17 protein-coding genes are annotated in these 19552 nt (G+C 71.4%); 8 read left to right on the forward strand and 9 right to left on the reverse strand.

The annotated features are described in order from the left end of the window. The first annotated feature begins 70 nt into the window (after positions 1-70). The 4 genes from PX701_RS00095 to PX701_RS00110 all read left to right on the forward strand — a co-directional run bounded on the left by PX701_RS00095 (position 71) and on the right by PX701_RS00110 (position 5608). Positions 71-1798, forward strand: coding sequence for a S8 family peptidase (locus PX701_RS00095; RefSeq protein ID WP_231429527.1), 1728 nt, complete (start codon positions 71-73; stop codon positions 1796-1798). A gap of 98 nt (positions 1799-1896) precedes the next feature. After that, on the forward strand, positions 1897-2442 hold the full coding sequence (locus PX701_RS00100) for a TetR/AcrR family transcriptional regulator (protein ID WP_231429528.1): 546 nt from the start codon (positions 1897-1899) through the stop codon (positions 2440-2442). A gap of 210 nt (positions 2443-2652) precedes the next feature. Continuing rightward, complete coding sequence (locus tag PX701_RS00105) at positions 2653-4152, forward strand: APC family permease (protein ID WP_275505562.1); 1500 nt, start codon at positions 2653-2655, stop codon at positions 4150-4152. A gap of 133 nt (positions 4153-4285) precedes the next feature. Continuing rightward, on the forward strand, positions 4286-5608 hold the full coding sequence (locus PX701_RS00110) for a flavin monoamine oxidase family protein (RefSeq protein WP_275505141.1): 1323 nt from the start codon (positions 4286-4288) through the stop codon (positions 5606-5608). Positions 5609-5676: 68 nt separating this feature from the next. Here the strand turns inward: PX701_RS00110 and PX701_RS00115 are convergent, their stop codons facing one another. From PX701_RS00115 to PX701_RS00125, 3 genes are all read right to left on the reverse strand, one after another. Further along, positions 5677-6753 (reverse strand): threonine aldolase family protein, encoded by a 1077-nt coding sequence (locus PX701_RS00115; RefSeq protein WP_231429529.1) that lies wholly within the window; start codon positions 6751-6753, stop codon positions 5677-5679. Positions 6754-6933: 180 nt separating this feature from the next. Beyond that, on the reverse strand, positions 6934-8055 hold the full coding sequence (locus PX701_RS00120; RefSeq protein WP_275505142.1) for an ABC transporter permease: 1122 nt from the start codon (positions 8053-8055) through the stop codon (positions 6934-6936). Continuing rightward, positions 8052-8936: an ABC transporter ATP-binding protein gene (locus PX701_RS00125; protein ID WP_231429531.1), complete on the reverse strand. Its 885-nt coding sequence runs from the start codon at positions 8934-8936 to the stop codon at positions 8052-8054. Before PX701_RS00125 ends, PX701_RS00120 begins: the two co-directional genes overlap by 4 nt. A 273-nt stretch (positions 8937-9209) precedes the next feature. Between PX701_RS00125 and PX701_RS00130 the strand changes: the two genes are divergently transcribed. The 3 genes from PX701_RS00130 to PX701_RS00145 all read left to right on the forward strand — a co-directional run bounded on the left by PX701_RS00130 (position 9210) and on the right by PX701_RS00145 (position 14169). Further along, on the forward strand, positions 9210-10538 hold the full coding sequence (locus PX701_RS00130) for an MFS transporter (RefSeq protein WP_231432236.1): 1329 nt from the start codon (positions 9210-9212) through the stop codon (positions 10536-10538). Positions 10539-10542: 4 nt separating this feature from the next. Beyond that, complete coding sequence (locus PX701_RS00135) at positions 10543-11202, forward strand: M23 family metallopeptidase (RefSeq protein ID WP_275505143.1); 660 nt, start codon at positions 10543-10545, stop codon at positions 11200-11202. Positions 11203-11463: 261 nt separating this feature from the next. Next, positions 11464-14169 (forward strand): CocE/NonD family hydrolase, encoded by a 2706-nt coding sequence (locus PX701_RS00145; protein ID WP_275505144.1) that lies wholly within the window; start codon positions 11464-11466, stop codon positions 14167-14169. Between the two features lie 71 nt (positions 14170-14240). On the opposite strand, the gene PX701_RS00150 is transcribed toward PX701_RS00145, so the two are convergent. The 6 genes from PX701_RS00150 to PX701_RS00175 form a co-directional block, all read right to left on the reverse strand. After that, a complete protein-coding gene (locus PX701_RS00150) occupies positions 14241-14819 on the reverse strand; it encodes a dihydrofolate reductase family protein (RefSeq protein WP_231429534.1) in 579 nt (192 codons plus the stop codon). Next, positions 14819-15331, reverse strand: a complete 513-nt coding sequence (locus PX701_RS00155; protein ID WP_275505145.1) for an SRPBCC family protein — start codon at positions 15329-15331, stop codon at positions 14819-14821. Before PX701_RS00155 ends, PX701_RS00150 begins: the two co-directional genes overlap by 1 nt. Further along, on the reverse strand, positions 15328-15666 hold the full coding sequence (locus tag PX701_RS00160; protein WP_231429536.1) for an ArsR/SmtB family transcription factor: 339 nt from the start codon (positions 15664-15666) through the stop codon (positions 15328-15330). Before PX701_RS00160 ends, PX701_RS00155 begins: the two co-directional genes overlap by 4 nt. 74 nt (positions 15667-15740) lie before the next feature. After that, positions 15741-16538: a response regulator transcription factor gene (locus tag PX701_RS00165; protein WP_275505146.1), complete on the reverse strand. Its 798-nt coding sequence runs from the start codon at positions 16536-16538 to the stop codon at positions 15741-15743. Continuing rightward, positions 16535-17920: a sensor histidine kinase gene (locus PX701_RS00170; RefSeq protein WP_275505147.1), complete on the reverse strand. Its 1386-nt coding sequence runs from the start codon at positions 17918-17920 to the stop codon at positions 16535-16537. The genes PX701_RS00165 and PX701_RS00170 overlap by 4 nt, the downstream gene beginning before the upstream one ends. A 187-nt stretch (positions 17921-18107) precedes the next feature. Continuing rightward, positions 18108-18764: an HAD-IA family hydrolase gene (locus PX701_RS00175; RefSeq protein WP_231429539.1), complete on the reverse strand. Its 657-nt coding sequence runs from the start codon at positions 18762-18764 to the stop codon at positions 18108-18110. 242 nt (positions 18765-19006) lie between these two features. Between PX701_RS00175 and PX701_RS00180 the strand changes: the two genes are divergently transcribed. Then, entirely contained in the window at positions 19007-19522 is a 516-nt protein-coding gene (locus PX701_RS00180; RefSeq protein WP_231429540.1) for an EXPERA domain-containing protein, read from the forward strand. Positions 19523-19552 lie beyond the last annotated feature (30 nt).

Genomic DNA, 19552 nt, shown 5'->3' on the forward strand with positions numbered 1-19552 from the left:
CCCTATCGGCCTGGCTCGACCGTGTGCGAGCATGGCCGGGCAAGATCCCGTCAATGAGGAAGGATGCTTCATGCTGAAGATGCGATCCATCGCAGCAGCTTCTGCCATCGCCATCGGCCTGACCGCGCTCGCCGCAACACCTGCCGGAGCCGTCGGAGCCGATGCGGGAGCCGATCACGAGTACGTCGTGGTCTTCGCCCAGGGGGTGTCGAGCGCCGACGCGCTCGCCGCGGTCGAGGCCGCGGGCGGCACCGTCGTCTCGCAGAACGACGCCATCGGCGTCGCCACCGTCCGTGCGGGCGCCGGCTTCGCCGACGCCGCGGCCGACCAGTCGGTCATCGAGGGCACCGCCCAGAACCGCATCATCGGCGATGTGCCGGGCTCCGGCCACGCCGACGCGAAGAAGAGCGACGGCGTCGAGGACGAGGGGCACGCCGCCCCAGGCAAGGCGAAGTCGCACGCGCCGAGCTCGGCCGACGCCGAGCCGCTCGCCGACCTGCAGTGGGACATGCAGCAGATCGACGCGACGGTCGACGGCTCGTACGCCTGGCAGCAGGGCTCGAAGGGCGTTCGGGTCGGCATCATCGACACCGGCGTCGACGGCAGCCACCCCGACATCGCACCGAACTTCGACGCCGACCTCAGCCGCAACTTCACGGTCGACGTGCCCGTCGACGCGAACGGCGACGTGATCGACGGCGACTGCGCCGACGAGCCCGACGGCTCCTGCGAGGATGCCGCCGACGTCGACGAGAACGGCCACGGCACCCACGTCGCCTCGACGATCGGCTCGCCGATCAACGGCCTCGGCATCGCGGGCGTCGCGCCGAACGTGTCGCTCGTGAACCTCCGCGCCGGCCAGGACTCGGGCTACTTCTTCCTGCAGCCCTCGGTCGACGCGCTCACCTACGCCGGTGACCACGGCATCGACGTGGTCAACATGAGCTACTACGTCGACCCGTGGCTCTTCAACTGCTCGAGCCACCCGGCCGACTCTGCGGAGGACCAGGCCGAGCAGCGCACCATCGTCGAGGCGATGCAGCGCGCGCTCGACTACGCGCGCGGCCACGGCGTGACGCTCGTCGCGGCCGCCGGCAACGAGGCGATCGACTACACCAAGGCGGTCACCGACGGGGGCAGCCCCGACTTCGCGAGCGTGCCCGGCGAGGCCGCCTACGTGCGCGACCTGCTCGACCCCGAGTCGTGCATCTCGATGCCGGCCGAGGGCGACGGCGTGATCTCGGTCTCGAGCACCGGCATCTCGGAGCGCAAGGCGTACTACTCGAGCTACGGCAACGGCTACATCGACGTGGCGGCGCCCGGCGGCGACGTGTACGACACCCCTGCGAACACCCGGGACATCACGAAGGGCATCCTCGCCGCCTACCCGGCCTCGCTCGCCGAGGCCGAGGGCGCGATCGACGAGAACGGCGACGTGGTCGTCGACTGGGCGGTCGAGAGCTGCGACGACGAGGGCACCTGCGCGTACTACCAGTACCTGCAGGGCACGTCGATGGCGTCGCCGCACGCGGCCGGCGTCGCCGCGCTCGTCGTGAGCCAGTACGGCGCGGCCGACCCGCTGCGCGGCGGCATCCGGATGAACGCCAACGCGGTCGAGAAGAAGCTGCTGAAGTCGGCGGTCGACGAGGCCTGCCCGGTGCCGGCGGACTTCACCTACACCCGTCACACCCCGGCGGGTGCGACGCTCACCGCGACGCACACCTGCGAGAGCGCCAAGAAGACCAACGGCTTCTTCGGCGACGGCATCGTGAACGCGCTGCGGGCCGTCGGGCACTGACCGGCACGCAACACCTCGGGCGCGGCATCCGTTCATCGCGAACGGGTGCCGCGCCTTCGTGCGCCCGTCGTGTGCGTCCGTGCTCGTACGATGGCGTGGTGATCACCGTCGATGGCCAGGCCGCCCGAGTCCTCACCGCGTACACCGACCTCGTCGTCGAGCGGGGCCTGCGGGGGGCCACGCTCGAGGCGGTGGCGGGCCGGGCCGGGCTCTCGAAGTCGGGAGCGTTGCACCACTTCTCGTCGGTGAGCGCGCTGCGTGCGGCGCTGTTCGTCGAGCTGCGCGCCCAGGCGCGGCGCGACACCGAGCAGATGCGCACCTCGCCGGAGGGGGCCGTGCGGTTCTACCTCGTCTCGTCGCTCGATCGCGACAGCGAGCTCGAGCGACTGATCGAGGCGGCCTACCGCATCGCGCAGACCGGCGACGAGGCGGCGCTCGAGGTCCTGCGCGAGTGCCGGGCCGACTGGCTCGACGCGCTCGAGACCGCGACCGGCGAGGCGACGCTCGCCCGCCTGGTGCTCTTCGCCGGCGACGGCATCAACCACAACGCGCTCATGAACCTCGACGCCGGCGAGGACGTCGTCACGCGCGAGCGGGTCGAGGCGATCATCGCCGCGCTCGAGAGCCTCCGCGCCGGCGGCTGAGGCCGCCCGGCGACCCGGCCGCCTGGCGGGCCTGCAGCGCGGGGCGCGGCCGCGGTCGCGCGGTGGCGAACGCCGTGACCCACGCACAGACCGACTAGTCGGTCGGTCAGGTACACTGTTCGAGCCCCACCCACCCCTCGACGACGAGCAGGTACCACGTTGACGAAGCAGACCGCAGCCCCGGCCGCCTCCGCGCCCGGCGCATCCGCCATTCCCGCCCCCGGCGCTCCGGCACCCGGCACCCCCACGAAGGGCCTCGCCATCGGCAAGCTCGGGCTCTGGGGCTCGACGGTCATCGGCATCGCCTCGACCGCGCCGCTCTTCTCGCTCGCCGCGACCCTCGGCTACGTCGTCATCGCGGTCGGCGCGCAGGCGCCGATCGCCTTCGTGCTCGCGTTCGTGCCGATGCTCTTCACCGCCTACGCGTACCGCGAGCTCAACAACGACGTGCCCGACTGCGGCACCGTGTTCACCTGGGCGGCGAAGGCGTTCGGCCCGCGCACCGGCTGGATGGCCGGCTGGAGCATCGCCGTCGCCGGCGTGCTCGTCATGGCGAACCTCGCCGAGATCGCCTCGGCCTACCTGCTGAGCCTCATCGGCGACGGCTCGCTCGTCGAGAACCGCTTCATCGTCACCGCCTTCGGCTGCGTCATCATCGCCGTCATGACCTGGGTGTCGCTGCGGGGCGTCGAGATCGGCGAGCGCATGCAGCAGGTGCTGCTCGCGATCCAGTACCTCGCGATGGCCGCGTTCGTCGTCGGCTGCCTCATCGGCTACTTCACCGGTACCGCACCCGACCCCACCCCGGTCTCGCTCGACTGGTTCAACCCGTTCCTGGCCGACGGCACCGGCATGGTGCAGGCGATCCTGCTCGCGCTCTTCATCTACTGGGGCTGGGACACGTGCCTCGCCCTCACCGAGGAGACGAAGGACCCGCGTCGCACGCCGGGCCGCGCCGCGACCCTCACGACGGTCATCCTGCTGATCACCTACGTCGGCATCACCGTCGTCGCGATGATGTACGCCGGCCTCGGCGACACCGGCACGGGCCTCGCGAACGAGACCAACGCCGACGACGTGTTCTCCGTGCTCGCGGGCATGGCGATGGGCCCGTTGGGTTGGTTCCTCGTGGTCGCCGTCGCGATCTCGGCGCTGTCCTCCTCGCAGACCACCATCCTGCCGACCGCGCGCGGGACCTTCGCCATGGGCGTCTACAAGGCCCTCCCGGCTCGCTTCGCGAAGGTGCACGAGGCGTCGAAGACGCCGGCGTTCTCGACGATGCTCGTCGGCGTGATCGCGATCGTCTACTACGCCGGCATGAACCTCGTCTCGACCGACGTGCTCGCCGACTCGCTGCTCTCGATGGGCCTCGCGATCGCCTTCTTCTACGCCATCGCGAGCTTCGCGTGCGTCTGGTACTTCCGCCGCACGCTCTTCGCCAGCCGTCGCAACTTCTTCTACCGCCTCGTCTTCCCGCTGCTCGGCGGGGTCTTCATGGCGTGGGCGTTCGTGCAGTCGGCGATCGACATGCTGAACCCCGACTACGGCTACTCGCAGGTCGCCGGTGTCGGCGGCGCCTTCATCGTGGGCATCGGGTCGCTCCTGCTCGGCGTCGTGCTGATGTTCGTCTGGGCGATGTTCCCCGGCTCCCGCGACTACTTCCAGAAGCGCTCGCTCAACCGCGAGACCGAGGTGCTCGCCCCCGAGTGACCGATGCGGCGGACGCCTCGGCGCCGCGCCGCTCGCACGCCGGGTGCACGCGCCGCCCGTCATCCGCTCGCCGCCTGTCATCCGCTCGCCGCCTTCCGCTCACCCGCCTCCCTCTCGAATGGACCAGTAGCCCATGTTCGACACCGTCATCGTCGGAGCCGGCGTCGCCGGACTGACCGCCGCCCGGCTCCTGCACGCCGCAGGTCGCCAGGTCGTCGTTCTCGAAGCGCGCGACCGCATCGGCGGACGCACCTGGACCGACCGCTCGCCGGGCTTCTCCGTCGACCGGGGCGCCTCCTGGATCCACGGGCTCGACGGCAACCCCCTCACGGAGCTCGTCGCAGCGTTCGGCATGGAGACCGCCGAGTTCACGGTCGGCAGCTTCCAGGCCGGCGGGCGCCCGATCGCGAACTACGACGAGGAGCACCGCGAGCTCGACGCCGCGGCGACCGACGCGTGGCTCGACGACGTCGCGGCGGCCGACGAGCGCCTCGCCGCCGCGGTCGAAGCCTCGGAGCACGGCGAGAGCTACGCCGACGTCGTCGAGCGGGCGCTCGCCGGACTCGGCTGGGATCCGGAGCGCACCGAGCGGGTGCGCGCGTTCCACCGCCATCGCACCGAGGAGCAGTGCGGCGCCGACGGCGCCGAGGTCGACGCCCACGGGCTCGACGAAGACGCGATCGACGGCGACGAGGTCGTGTTCCCCGGCGGCTACGACGCGCTCGCGACGGCGCTCGCGGATGGCCTCGACATCCGACTCGGGCAGCCGGTCACGGCGGTGGAGTGGTCGGCGGCGGGCGTGCGCGTCACCACCGCGTCCGAGTCGTTCGAGGCCGGTCGGGTCGTCGTGACGGTGCCGCTCGGCGTGCTCAAGGCCGGGACGATCGACTTCGAGCCCGCTCTGCCCGAGGCGGTGTCCGGCGCGATCGACCGGGTGGGCATGGGCACGTTCGACAAGGTCTTCCTGCAGTTCCCCGAGCGCTTCTGGCAGGACGGCGCGTACGCGATCCGCCAGCTCGGCGCCGAGAGCGCGCCCTGGCACTCGTGGTACGACGTGTCGGTCGTCAGCGGCACACCGATGCTGCTCACCTTCGCGGGCGGCGAGTGGGCCCGCCGCATCGAGCAGATGGCCGACGACGAGATCGTCGCCTCGGTGCTCGAGGGCCTCCGGCGCAACTACGGCGACGCGGTGCCCGAGCCGACCGGCCACTGGATCACCCGATGGGGCTCCGACCCGTACGCACTCGGCTCGTACTCCTACGTCGCCCGCGGCGCCTCGTACGACGACCACGACGTGATCGCCACGCCCGTCGGCGACGTGCTGCACCTCGCCGGCGAGGCGACGTGGGGCGACTGTCCGGCGACGGTCAACGGGGCGCTGCTCTCGGGCCACCGCGCGGCCGAGCGCATCCTCGGCACGACGATCCCGATCGAGCGCCTCGCCGACGGCCGCTGAACCGGTCGGCACGACGACGAGGGCGCGGCATCCGCAGGGGATGCCGCGCCCTCGTGGCGTCGACGGGCCTACGCCGCCGCGAGCTCCTCGCGGATGCCGGCGACGAACGCGTCGATGTCGGCCTCGCTCGTGTCGAACCCGCACATCCAGCGCACCTCGCCGCGTGCGGCGTCCCAGTCGTAGAAACGGAACCCGCGGTCGCGCAGCTTGTCGGCGACACCCTGCGGCAGCGTCGCGAACACGCCGTTCGACTGCGTCGCCTGGCTGAAGCCGAGGCCCGGCAGCTCGCCCGCCGCGATGCCCGCGTCGAGCGCGTCGCGCAGGCGCGAGGCCATCGCGTTCGCGTGCGTCGCGTTGCGCAGCCACAGGTCGCCCTCGTAGAGCGCGATGAGCTGCGCCGAGACGAAGCGCATCTTCGACGCGAGCTGCATGTTGAGCTTGCGCAGGTACTTCAGGCCCTCGGATGCCTCGGGGTTCAGCACCACGATCGCCTCGGCGCCGAGGCATCCGTTCTTGGTGCCGCCCACGCTCAGCACGTCGACGCCCGCGTCGCGGGTGAACGCGCGCAGCGGAACGCCGAGCGTCGCGCCCGCGTTCGACAGGCGCGCGCCGTCCATGTGCACCTTCATGCCGAGCGAGTGGGCGTGCTCGGTGATCGCGCGCACCTCGTCGACGGTGTACGCGGTGCCGAGCTCGCTGGTCTGCGTGATCGACACGACGAGCGGCTGCGCCCGGTGCTCGTCGCCCCAGCCCCACGCCTCCTCGTCGATGAGCTCGGGCGTGAGCTTGCCGTCGGGCGCGGCGACCGTGAGCAGCTTGATGCCGCCGACGCGCTCGGGCGCTCCGCCCTCGTCGGAGTTGATGTGCGCCGTCTTCGCCGAGACGACCGCGCCCCAGCGGGGGAGCATCGACTGCAGGCCGGTCACGTTCGCACCGGTGCCGTTGAACACCGGGAACGCCTCGACGCCCTCGCCGAAGTGGTGCGCGAACACCTGCTGCAGGCGCTCGGTGTAGACGTCCTCGCCGTAGGCCACCTGGTGGCCGTCGTTGGCCGTCTGGATGGCGGCGAGCACCTCGGGGTGCACGCCCGAGTAGTTGTCGGAGGCGAAGCCGCGGAAGGTCGTGTCGTGGAGCGGAGAGTTCACCGAACCATCCTCGCATCCGCGGGCGGGCAGGCATCGTGACGCCGGGCGCACGGAATCGGCGCATTCGCGCCGACGACGCACGGATGCCTCGCGCCGGCGCACGACGTGAAGCGGGCGGATGCCTCGTGTCCCCCGACTCCGAGGCATCCGCCCGCGGCCTGTGCTGCGCGAGCGGGCCGGCTACCCGCGCAGGGCCTCGGCGAGCGGCACGCGGGCGCCCGTCTTGAGGAGGGAGTTGCGGTAGATGCGCTCGCCGATCGCGACCGCGAGCGCCGTCGTCGCGACGAGGATCACGAGCGACACGATGGGCTCCCACCACTCCGCCTGGCCGAGGAAGATGCGCACCGGCATGCCGACGGGCGCCGAGAACGGCACGTAGCTCATGATGCCGAGCACCGTCGGGTCGTCGAAGAAGAACACGACGAGGAAGTAGGGGATCATCACGAGCATCGTGACGGGGGTCGTCACCGACCCGATGTCCTCCGAGCGCGACACCATCGCCGCCGTCGCGGCGAAGAGGGCGGCGAGCATCACGAAGCCGATCGCGAAGAACACGACGAACCAGGTCACCGAACCGCCGAGCCCGCCGAGCAGCACCTTCTGGCCCGTGAGCATGAGCCCGAGGATCGCGAGCACCGCGATCGCGAGGATCTGCCCGAACGCGAGCACGCTGTTGCCGATCACCTTGCCGGTGAGCAGGGCACGCGCCGACACGGTCGACAGCAGGATCTCGACGACACGGGTCTGCTTCTCCTCGACGACCGACTGCGCGATCGTCGTGCCGAACGTGAGCGCCGACATGAAGAACACGATGCCGAAGCCGAAGGCGACGAGATAGGCGAGGCCGGGGTCGACGGCGGCCGGGTCGAGCAGCTCGACGCTCGGGTGCACCGAGAGCGCCTGGACCACGCCCGTCGGCGTCTGGTCGAGCCCGATGACGGTGATGCCGAGGGGGTCGACCGTCTGACCCTGATGAGCGCCTGGCTCGGGCACGACGATCGCGTCGACCTCGCCGTCGCGCAGCAGCTGCTCGCCGGCGGCCTCGTCGTCGACGGGCACGGCCTCGAGCGCGTCGCTGCCGGCCACGGCATCGGCGGCGGTGCCCACCACGGCGACCTTCGTCGGCTCGGACTGCCCGCCGAAGAGGCTGCCGAGCACGACCGAGGCGAGTACGGCGAGCATGAGCACGCCCGTCGAGATGAGGAAGGCCTTGCTGCGCAGGCGCATCGTGATCTCGCGACCCGCGATGAGCGAGACGCTGTCGACGAAGCTCGGCGCCGTCGGCCGGTTCGCGCCGCTCATCGCACGACCTCCTTGAAGATCTGGGCGAGCGTGGTGTGCTCGCGGCTGAAGCTCACGACCTCGCCGCGGGAGACGGCCTCGGCGAGCACGGACTGGCGCGAGGCATCCGAATCGGCCTCGAACACGGCCCAGCCGCCGTCGAAGTCGGCGACCTCGATGCCCGGCCGTTCGCGCAGCCAGCCGAGGTCGCCGCTCGTCAGCAGCTCCCAGCGCTCCGATCCGTGCGCGGTGCGGAGCTCGTCGCGCGTGCCCGACGCGGCGATGCGTCCGTTCGCGATGATCACGAGGTCGTCGCAGAGCCGCTCGACGATGTCGAGCTGGTGCGAGGAGAAGAGCACGGGCACGCCGGTCGCCGCGACGTCGGCCAGCACGGCCTGCACGGTCTCGACGGCCATCGGGTCGAGCCCCGAGAACGGCTCGTCGAGCACGAGCACCTCGGGGCGGTGCACGAGCGCGGCGGCGATCTGCGCACGCTGCTGGTTGCCGAGCGAGAGCGACTCGATCGTGTCGCCCTGCCGTTCGCCGAGGCCGAGGCGCTCGAGCAGCTCGACCGCGTTGCGGGTCGCCGCCTCGGTGCTCCAGCCGTGCAGGCGGGCGAGGTAGACGGTCTGCTCGAGCACGCGCATCTTCGGGTACAGGCCGCGCTCTTCGGGCATGTACCCGAATCGGCGGCGGTCGGTCGCGGTGACGGGCTCGCCGTCGAGCGTCACCGTGCCCCCGTCGGAGGCGAGCACGCCGAGGACGATGCGCATGGTCGTCGTCTTGCCGGCGCCGTTGCCGCCGACGAAGCCCGTGAGGCGGCCGTCGCCGACGGAGAACGAGACGGCGTCGAGCGCGAGGCGCTCGCCGTAGCGCTTGGTCACGTCGTGGAGTTCGAGCATGCCCTCACGGTACGGATGTCCCGGGGCCGGCGGCATCCGCCGGCCGACGGGTTTCCCGGCTCCGTCGCGTGGGGGAGGTCGTGCCGCGAGGGGGTTATGGATGTCGGCGGCCGCGGTTACCCTCGCAGGGTGGGCGAACGGCTCGACGGAACCGAGACGGACCGGCAGGCGACGGCGGCGGCGTCGCCGGCCGGCGAGATCACGCCTGCGGGGGTTCCGCCGCAGGCCGAGGCGCCGACGTCCGCGTCGCAGCCCGAGCCGCCGGCGAACGGCATGCGCACCTTCCTGCACGTGCTCGCCAACACGATGATCGCGAACGTGACGACGAGCTTCCTCTGGTTCGCGCTCACGTTCTGGGTCTACCTCGAGACGAAGTCGGTGCTCGCCACCGGCATCATCGGCGGCGCGTACATGCTGCTCATCGCCGTCTTCGCGATGTTCTTCGGCACGATCGTCGACCGGCACCGCAAGCACCGGGTCATGGTGTTCTCCAGCCTCGTCACGCTCGGCTCGTTCGGCATCGCCGGCGTGCTGTACCTGCTGCAGCCCGAGTCGGCGCTCGTCGACCTCGGCGGCCCGTGGTTCTGGGCGTTCTCCGGCATCATCCTGTTCGGGTCGGTGGTCGAGAACATGCGCAACATCGCCCTCTCGACGACGGTGACCCTCCTCGTGCCCGTCGAGCGCCACGCCAACGCGAACGGCATGGTCGGCACCGTGCAGGGGCTCTCGTTCATCGTCACGAGCGTGTTCAGCGGGCTCGCGATCGGCCTGCTCGGCATGGGGTGGACCCTCGCGATCGCGATCGCGATGACGCTCGTCGCGCTCGTGCACCTGATGTTCGTCCGCATCCCCGAAGAACGTCCGGTCGCCGAGGACGGCCGGGCCCCCGCGGTCGACCTGCGCGGCAGCATCACCGCGATCCGGGCGGCGCCCGGACTCTTCGCACTGATCATCTTCTCGACGTTCAACAACCTCATCGGCGGCGTGTACATGGCGCTGATGGACCCGTACGGCCTGACGCTCTTCCCGGTCGAGGCGTGGGGCGTCGTGCTCGGCGTCACTGCGACGGGATTCATCATCGGCGGGCTCGTGATCGCCAAGTGGGGACTCGGGCAGAACCCCATCCGCACGATGCTGCTCGTCGTGATCGGCATGGGCCTGCTCGGCGCCCTGTTCACGATCCGAGAGTGGTGGGTGCTCTACGGGCTCGGCATCTGGGCGTACATGTGCCTCATCCCGGTGGTCGAGGCGGCCGAGCAGACGGTGATCCAGAAGGTCGTGCCCTTCCGCCGGCAGGGGCGGGTGTTCGGCTTCGCGCAGGCCTTCGAGGCCGCGGCCGCGCCGATCACGGCGTTCCTCATCGCGCCGATCGCCCAGTTCTGGATCATCCCGTACATGGACTCGCCCGACGGGCAGGCGACCTGGGGCTGGCTGCTCGGCGACGGCGAAGCCCGCGGCATCGCGCTCGTGTTCTTCTTCGCGGGGCTCGTCATGGTCGCACTCGCGCTCGTGGCGTTCACGACCCGCTCGTACCGCATGCTCTCGGCCGAGTACCAGACCGGCCTGCCCGACGCGGCGACCGTGCCGCCCGAGCGGCGGTGACGCGGTGCCGCCCGTCGACCTGCGATATCCGTTCGAAGGGCGCTGGCTCACGCAGCACAGCCCCGCCGACCGGGTGCCGAGCCATGGCACCGCCGAGTTCGCCACGTCGTACGCGATCGACTTCGTGCCCGTCGGTGCCGACGGGCGATCGGGGGCGATCACGCTCGCCTCGCTCGTGCGGCCCGAACCGGCCGAACGCTTCCCGGGCTTCGCACGTCCGATCCTCTCGCCCGTCGCAGGCGTGGTCGTCGCCACCCACGACGCCGAACCCGATCACGACGCGTATCGCGGGGTGCCGTCGATCGGCTATGCACTGGGGCAACGCCGTCGTGCGAGCCTCGGGTGGCTCGCCCTGGCCGGCAATCACGTCATGATCCGGGCCGAGGGCGGCATCGTGGTGCTGTGCCACCTGCAGCGAGCGAGCGTGAGCGTACGAATCGGGCAGGCCGTGCGGCCCGGTGAGCAGGTGGGCCGGTGCGGGAACTCCGGCAACAGCACCGAGCCGCATGTGCACCTGCAGGTCGTCGACCGGCTCGACGTCGTGCATGCCCGCGCAGTGCCGATCACGTTCGGCGGCTGGTTGCCGCGCAACGGCGAGGTCGTCGACGCGGACCAGAGCGTTCGGTCCAGCCGATCGCGCAGGCCGACGACCCCACCGGGGTGACGAGCCGCCGTTCCACGTGCCGGTGTTCGTGCTCACGCGCGCACCGCGTCCGTCGATCGAGATGGCGGGCGGCACCACCCTCCGCTTCCGGGACGCGTCACCCGCGGAGGCGCTCGCCGAGGCGACCCGCGCCGCGGGCGGTGCCGACGTGCCCATCGGAGAGGCCGGGCACGCGTGCCGCGCCCGGCCTGCTGCAAGTTTGTTGAACATTCTCGGCCGAATTCCTAGCGCCGGCGTCCACCGCGACGGTAGACAGAGGGCATGTCACCGCTCACTACGGTTCAACTGCCGCCCGCGCGTCGTCGACGCCGGGCCGCCGGCATCGTCGCCGGACTCGCCGTCGCACTCGTCGGCACCCTCATGTTCCCCACCACGGCCGTCGCCGACGACGTGCCCGAATTGAGCATCGTCGACGGCGTCACCGCGCCGGTCTTCGACTACACGCAGGCGATCAGGGAGCGCGTGCTCATCCCGGTCGCCGGCGTCGACCAGGACCTCGACGGCGTCGACGACGTCACCGCGATCGAGATCATCCGTCCCGCCGAGAGCGACGCCGGCCTCAAGGTGCCCGCCATCATCGACACGAGCCCGTACTACACGACGCTCGGCCGCGGCAACGAGTCCCAGCTCATCGCCGACGTCGACGGCGACGGCCTCAACGACCAGTGGCCGCTCTTCTACGACAACTACTTCGTGCCCCGCGGGTACGCGATGATCCTCGCCGAGATGGACGGCACCGCGAACTCCACCGGGTGCCCGATGCACGGCGGGCCGGGCGACATCGAGAGCATGAAGGTCGTCATCGACTGGCTGAACGGCCGCGTCGCCGGCCACTACGCCGACGGCACCGCCGCCGTCGCCGACTGGGACAACGGCAAGGCCGCGATGATGGGCAAGTCGTACGACGGCACCCTCGCCAACGGCGTCGCGGCGACCGGCGTCGAGGGCCTCACGACCATCGTGCCGATCTCGGCGATCTCGTACTGGTACGGCTACTCGCGCACGGGCGGCATCGCGCACAACAGCAACTACCCGGCGAGCCTGTCGAACACGGTCACGAACCCCGATCGCCGCCCGCTGTGCGCCCCGGTGCGCGCGAACCTCAGCGCGATCGACGGCGATGAGACCGGCGACGTCAACCCGTTCTGGGCGGAGCGCGACTACCGGCTCGACATCGACGATGTCCGGGCGTCGGTGTTCCTCGCGCACGGCCTCAACGACGACAACGTGCGCATGAGCCAGGTGGGCGAGTACTGGGAGGCGCTCGGCGAGCACGACGTGCCGCGCAAGATCTGGCTCGCGAAGGTCGGCCACACCGACCCGTTCGACTACAACCGCGTCGAGTGGGTGTCGACGATCCACCGGTGGTACGACTACTGGCTGCAGGGCATCGACAACGGCATCATGGACGAGCCGGTGGCCACGGTCGAAACCGACCCCGAGGTCTACGAGGATGTCGCGAACTGGCCGGTTCCCGGGACGACCGGGGTCGAGGTGCTGCTCGGCGGGACGACCCCCGGGGCAGCCGGCGACCTCCGACTGCAGCCCGGTGACGGCGCCGCGACCGCGACCTTCACGGGGCCGTCCGGATCCATCTCGGAGGGCAACGCGATCAACGCGCCGGAGGGGTCGCAGGCGAACCGTCTCGTCTTCCTGTCCGAGCCGCTCACGAGCGACCTGCGGATCTCGGGCACGGCGCGGGTCGAACTGACCGCTTCGCTCGGCCAGTCGCAGGCGAACCTCAGCGCGCTCCTCGTCGACTACGGCACCTCGACCCGCACCTCCCGGAGCGGCGAGGGCGTCGTGAACACCACCGAGCGCACCTGCTGGGGCGCCGAGAGCGCGAGTGACGACGCGTGCTACCTCGAGGTCGACCGTCGTTCGCAGACGACCGACGTGTGGCGCGCCGCACGCGGGGCGCTCGACTCGTCGAACCGCTTCTCGCTGGCCGACGGCGAGGCCGTGCCCGTGACGCCGGGCGAGGCGACGGCGTTCGACTTCCCGCTCGAACCGTACGACACGACGTTCGCCGCCGGTCACCGCATCGGCGTGGTCGTCACGACGAACTTGTCGGGCTACAGCATCGGGGGGACGGCCAACGCGAGCGTGACGGTCGACACGGCCGTGAGCCGCATCGTGCTGCCGGTCGTCGGCGGGCCCGCCGCAGCGGCCGCGTCGGGCGCCTTCGGCGTCGTCGACCCGGTGTCGCTCGCGTTCGACCTCGGCGGCCACGGCGAGGCGATGCCGCCGCAGGCGGTCGCGTACGGCTCGGCGCCCGTCGAGCCGGCTGCGCCGAGCGAGCACGGGTGGGTGTTCCAGGGCTGGTTCGCGGATGCCGCGCTCACGACGCCGTTCGACTTCGACGCGGTGCTCGTGGACGACGCCGTGGCGTATGCGAAATGGGCGGACGTGGCATCCGTCGCAGTCTCGCTCGAGGTGACCCCGAGTGAGACCTCGGTCGACAAGGGCGACTCGGTCGAGCTGGCCGTCGAGGCGCTCGATGCCGACGGTGCGCCGATCGGCGACGTCTCCGACCTCGTCGCCGTGACGAGCTCGGTGGCGACCGACGTGGTCGACGGAGCCTCGGTCGAGCTGCCGGCCTATGCGGGCGAGCACGTGCTGACCGCGACGCTCGGAGCCGCGTCGGGGTCGGCGACGGTGACGGTGCGCCCCGGTGCGCCGGTCGCCGTCGAGGCGCCGTCGTTCACCGGGACTCCCATCCCGGGGGCGACGCTCACGGCCGATCCCGGCGTATGGGACGTCGACGGCGCCCGGTTCAGCTACCGGTGGACCGCCGACGGCCGGACCATCCCGTGGGCCGACGGCGCCGCCCTCAAGGTGAACCCGTCGATCTCGGGCAAGGAGCTCGTGCTCACGGTCACGGCACGCGCGCCCGGCCTGCCGGCCGGGACGGCGTCGTCCGAACCCGTGACGGTGCTGCCCAAGCCGCACGGCTTCCAGCCCTGAGCACGTTCCGCCCCTGAGTGCCCGGAGGTCGGGAGGCCCATGGCTTCCCGGCCTCCGTGGCGCGACGGCGCTCAGCGCACGCGATAGCGCAGGCTCACGACCCCACCGGGGCGTTCGGCGACGCGGTCGAGCGTCAGGCCCCGGTCGGTCATCGCGGTCGGCGTGAACGATCGACCGTCGCCGAGCAGCACCGGCACGATGCGCAGGTGGAGCTCGTCGACGAGACCGGCCGCGAAGAGGGCGTCGGTGAGGACGAGACTGCCCCACACGATGGTCGTGTCGAATCGCTGCTTCACCTCGGCGGTGCGCTCGGCGCCGTCGCCCGAGAGGATCTCGATCCGGCCGTCGCCCCACGGCGCCTCGGCCAGCGTGTTCGAGACGACGAGCTTCGGCAGCCGATCGATGAGCCCGGCGACGTGCTCGACGGCGGGGTCGGCCTTCGGCCAGTAGTCGGCGAACATGCGGTACGTCGTCGCGCCGAACAGGATCGCGTCGGCCTGCGAGACGTAGGCGAGCTGCTCGGCGTCGTTGAGCTGGGGCTCGCCGTCGTCCCCGGTCGGGATCAGCGCCTCGAAGAACCCGATGCCGCCGTCGGGGTCGGCGGCGTACCCGTCGGCCGTCACGACCTGTTCGACGATGAGGCGGCCCATCAGCTCGCCTCGCTTCCCGACGACGGGCCGGCCCCGTCGAGGTGTTCGGTGAGCACGTCGAACGCCGAGTCCCACCCGTCGTAGACGTTGTCGTCGCCCGCAGCGCCGGCGATCCCCATGAGGTGGAACAGCATCTCGGTGCGCTCGCCGGGGAGTTCGCGGAGGGTCACCGTGATGACCGGCGCGCCGTCGTCGGGATCGCCGGGCGAGCCCCAGGTCATGACGAGGCGCTTCGGGGCGTCGAGCTCGCGGTAGACACCGGCGGTGGGGTACTCGGTTCCGTCGGGCGCGACCATCGTGTACCGGTAGCGACCGCCGACACGTGCGTCGAGGTCGATGCTGCCCGGCTTGATCGTGACGTCGCGCGGGTGCCACCACTCGGCGGCGTCGGCGCGCTCGGTCCATGCTCGCCAGACGAGTTCGCGGGGTGCGTCGAACACGCGGGTGATCGTGAACTGCGGGCGTTCGGCGGAGCCGGAGGCATCCGTCGTCGTGGTCTGGTACTCGGTCATTCCGAATTCTCCTTCATGGTGCGGAGGTGCTCGGCGAGCAGGTCGAAGCGGTCGTTCCACTCGCCGCGGTGTCGTTCGACCCACGCGGACGCCTCGTCGAGGGGCTCGGTTCGGAGGGTGCACGTGCGCCACTGGGCCGTCGCGGTGCGCTCGATGAGGCCGGCGCGTTCGAGCACCTTGAGGTGCTGCGAGATCGCGGGGCGGCTCATCGTGAAGGGCTCGGCGAGCTCGCCGACGGTCGCCGGGCCGACGCGCAGGCGCGAGAGCATCGCGCGGCGGGTCGGGTCGGCGAGCGCCTGGAACACCGCGCTCAGCTCGTCGTTCGCCTCGACCAATGTAAGCAACTCCTTAATTAATGAATTGCTTAACCATAGGTCGGTCGTGGGCGTGCGTCAACCCCGATCCGCATTCAGCCGCGCGGGCGCACCACGCCGTGCTCGTACGCGTAGACGACGGCGTGCACCCGGTCGCGGATGCCGAGCTTCATGAGCACCTTCGACACATGCGTCTTCACGGTCGCCTCGCCGACCCACAGCCGTTCGGCGATCTCGGCGTTCGAGATGCCCTCGGCGAGCAGTTCGAGCACCTCGCGTTCGCGGTCGGTGAGCGTGAGCAGGGCGGGGGATGCCGCGGTCGAGGTGCCGGAGCGCGCCGCCGGCTGCCCCGCGACGCCGTCGCCGGAGGCGTCGCGGTCGGCGACGGGGTCTGCGAACGTCTCGATTCCGGAGCCCGGTTCCCCCTGAGCCGGTCGAGCGGTCGAAGGGTCGCCGCTCCTCGGCCGGCCGGGTCGTGCCGCCTCGATCACCCGCCGTGTGACGTCGGGCGAGAGCAGCGCGTCGCCCCGGGCGACGACCTGCACGGCCTCGATGAGCTGCTCGGGGCTCGAGTTCTTCAGCAGGAACCCGCTCGCGCCCGCATCGAGTGCGGCGAACAGGTAGTCCTCGCGGTTGAACGTCGTGAGCACGAGCACGGCCGCGGTCGTCGCCGCGTCGGCCGTGATGCGCCGCGTCGCCTCGAGGCCGTCCATGCCGGGCATCTGCACGTCCATGCAGACGACGTCGGGGGCGAGTTCCGCGACCCGGTCGAGTGCGGCCCGGCCGTCGGCGGCCTCGCCGACCACCTCGATGCCGTCCTCCGAATCGAGGATCGTGCGGAACCCCGCCCGCACGAGGCTCTGGTCGTCGACGACGAGCACGCGGATGCTCACGCGCCCACCTCCTCGACCCGCCGGAGCGGGAGATTCGCGCGCACGAGATAGCCGCCGCGGGCGCGCGGTCCGAGCTCGAGCGTGCCGCCGACGGCGGCGACCCGCTCGCGCATGCCCAGCTGGCCGAGGCCGGCCCCGGTCGAGGCATCCCCGCGTCGTGCATTGCCGGCGAGCGTGGTCGCCGTGCCCGTGTTCGTGACCTCGACCTCGAGCGCCGCGTCGGTCCAGCGCACCCGGACCTCGGCGGTCGCGGCGGCGCCCGCGTGCTTGCGCACGTTCGTGAGGGCCTCCTGCGCGATGCGGTAGGCGCTGAGGTCGACCATCTGCGAGATCGGTCGCGGCTCGCCGACGATCGACAGCGTCACCGACAGCCCGCCGTCGGACGACTCGGCGACGAGCTCGTCGAGGCGGGCGAGTCCGCGGGTGGAGGTGCTCGTGGCGGCCGCCTCGCCGCCGCCGCCGCGGTCGTCGACCCCGCCGGTGTCGCCGAGGTCGACCGGACCCGTGTCGCCGTCGCTGCGGAGCGTGCCGAGCAGCGCGTGCAACTCGTCGACGGCCTCGCGGGCGCTCGATTCGATCGTCGAGAGCGACGCGGCGGCCGCGGCCGGGTCCTTCGCGAGGACCCGGCGGGCGGCGCCCGCCTGCACGCCGATGACCGAGACGTGGTGCGCGACGACGTCGTGCAGTTCGCGTGCGATGCGCAGGCGTTCGAGCGCGACGGCCTGCGTGCGGGTGCGTTCGCGTTCGGCGGCGAGCTCGCCCGTGCGCTGCTCGAGCTCGGCCCGGGCGCGCGCCGACCGGTAGGCGTTGTCGCCGAAGTACCAGGCGCCACCGAAGAAGAGCAGGTTGGTCAGCACGTTGATGAGGCCGTAGGCGACGTACGGCGAGAGCAGGCCGCCCTCGCGGGAGAGTTCGGGCAGGTGGTCCTGCATGGCCGAGTAGAAGATGAGCCCCCAGAACAGCCAGCCGAACATCACGACGACGATGACCGCGCGCACGATCGTCGCGATGCGGCGGCTGCGGCTCCAGGCGCCGACCGAGTAGATCGCGACGAAGAGTGCGATGTTCGAGAAGAGCGCCTCGCCGACGCCGGTCTGCCCGCCCGCGATGAAGACCGCGGATGCCACGAGCGCGACCGCCTCGGGCCACCGGCGCCGCGCGGCCAGAGGGAGGTTCATGCCGACCACCCAGAGAGCAGAGGCCCACCACGGCGTTCCCTCGCCCCAGCCGGTGGCCCGGTAGAGCACGACGCTGGCGGCGGTGCCGACGGCGAGCACGAGCGCCAGGACGAGGTCGTTGCGGTACCCGCGTCGGTCGGGGCGCGGCCGCACCCATTCCGCGCCCGGCGCGACCGGTTGCGCGTTGATCAGGGATTCGGGCATCCCTCCACGCTAGCGAGCCGTGGTCGCGGCGAGATCCGTCGTGCGGCGGAGATGGGGCGGTCCGGTGCTGCGGTGGTGCGGTGGTGCGGTGGCGCGGTGCTGCGGTGCTGCGGTGCTGCGGTGGTGCGACAGTGGGCGCGGGGTGCGCCCCGTCGCGGTCATCCGCAGCGCGGCTCGTCGCGGTGTCTCAGCGCTGCGTCAGCGTGATGGTGAACGTCGGCCCGTCGACGGTGACCCGCACGGTCGAGAGGTCGGCGACGAGATGATCGGCCCCATGCCGTTCGGCGAGCTGGCCGACGCCGACGACGCGCATGCCGGCCCGGTGGGCGGCGGTGATCCCGGCTCCGGAGTCTTCGAACACCACGCAGTCGTGCGGTGCGACGCCGAGCGCGGCGGCCGCCGCGAGGAATCCCTCGGGATCGGGCTTGCTCTCGGTCACGTTCTCGGCGGTGACCGCGATCGCGGGCATCGGGAGCGCGGCGGCCGCCATGCGAGCGGTCGCGAGTGCGAGCGTGGCCGACGTGACGAGCGCATGCGGCACCCCGGCGAGTGCACGCAGGAGGCCGGCGGCGCCGGCGACGGCGACGACGCCCTCGGTCTCGGTGGTCTCGCGCTCGAGCATCGCGCGGTTGTCGGCGAGGTTCTCGTCGACGGCTCGCGCCGGCAGCAGGATCGCCATGCTCGCGTGCGCCTGCCTGCCGTGGATCACCGGCAGGACGTCGGCCGGATCGAGTCCGTGCTCGACCGCCCAGTCGGTCCACACCCGCTCGACCACGGCGGTCGAGTCGACGAGCGTGCCGTCCATGTCGAGCAGTACGGCGGAGGCGCGGATCACGGTGGTCACGTGGGGAGGCTACACGCGGCGGTCGAGCGCTCGCCGCGGCGCCGATGCCGAGGTATCGACTCCGACCGCCGCCGACAGCGCCGCTGCCGCTGCCGCTGCCGCCGTCGTCGTCGCCCTGCACAGGCAAGTGCTGCCGCGAGTCCTCCACAGGTGCTCGCTGCCGTCGCCGCACTTCGCCCGCGACCGGGCCCCGTGACGACACGCGTGCGCCACGAGGCATCCTCGTTGTACGCTCTCGACCCATGACGGCTGCCCCGACGTCCGCCCCGAACCTGCGCCTGCGCGAGCGCCCCTTCGACTGGTTCTTCATCGTGATCTTCTCGATCTTCACGATCACGAGCCTCATCAGCGACATGCTGCCGACCCTCGGCGTCGACATCTCGCAGCCGTCGTCGAACTTCTTCGTCAACTCGAACTACTGGTACGCGCACGACACCGATCCGCTGTTCGCCGAGCCGCCGACGTGGATGCGCATCGTCACGGGGCTCTCGGCGTTCGTGTACATGCCGTTCTACATCCTGCTCGTGACCTCGCTCATCAAGGGCTGGAACTGGATCCAGCTGCCGAGCGTCATCTACGCGACCATGATCTCGACGATCACGGGCATCATCGTGTTCGGCGTCGAGTTCTTCGGCGAGCCCGAGTGGCAGACGACGAACCCGGTCAAGTTCCTGGCGTTCAACCTGCCGTACGTGCTCGTGCCGATCGTGCTGCTGGTGCGCATGCGCAAGCCGCTGCCGTTCACGAGAAGGTTCTGACGGGGATGCCGCGGCGAGGTGCCCGAGGAC

Origin of the sequence: Agromyces chromiiresistens, assembly GCF_029167465.1 — a bacterium.
Classification (GTDB): domain Bacteria; phylum Actinomycetota; class Actinomycetes; order Actinomycetales; family Microbacteriaceae; genus Agromyces; species Agromyces chromiiresistens.

Coding starts and splice junctions, on each gene's coding strand:
- PX701_RS00095 (WP_231429527.1), top strand. CDS start 71: ATGCTGAAGATGCGATCCATCGCAGCAGCTTCTGCCATCGCCATCGGC.
- PX701_RS00110 (WP_275505141.1), top strand. CDS start 4,286: ATGTTCGACACCGTCATCGTCGGAGCCGGCGTCGCCGGACTGACCGCC.
- PX701_RS00120 (WP_275505142.1), bottom strand. CDS start 8,055: ATGAGCGGCGCGAACCGGCCGACGGCGCCGAGCTTCGTCGACAGCGTC.
- PX701_RS00125 (WP_231429531.1), bottom strand. CDS start 8,936: ATGCTCGAACTCCACGACGTGACCAAGCGCTACGGCGAGCGCCTCGCG.
- PX701_RS00130 (WP_231432236.1), top strand. CDS start 9,210: ATGCGCACCTTCCTGCACGTGCTCGCCAACACGATGATCGCGAACGTG.
- PX701_RS00145 (WP_275505144.1), top strand. CDS start 11,464: ATGTCACCGCTCACTACGGTTCAACTGCCGCCCGCGCGTCGTCGACGC.
- PX701_RS00150 (WP_231429534.1), bottom strand. CDS start 14,819: ATGGGCCGCCTCATCGTCGAACAGGTCGTGACGGCCGACGGGTACGCC.
- PX701_RS00155 (WP_275505145.1), bottom strand. CDS start 15,331: ATGACCGAGTACCAGACCACGACGACGGATGCCTCCGGCTCCGCCGAA.
- PX701_RS00170 (WP_275505147.1), bottom strand. CDS start 17,920: ATGCCCGAATCCCTGATCAACGCGCAACCGGTCGCGCCGGGCGCGGAA.
- PX701_RS00180 (WP_231429540.1), top strand. CDS start 19,007: ATGACGGCTGCCCCGACGTCCGCCCCGAACCTGCGCCTGCGCGAGCGC.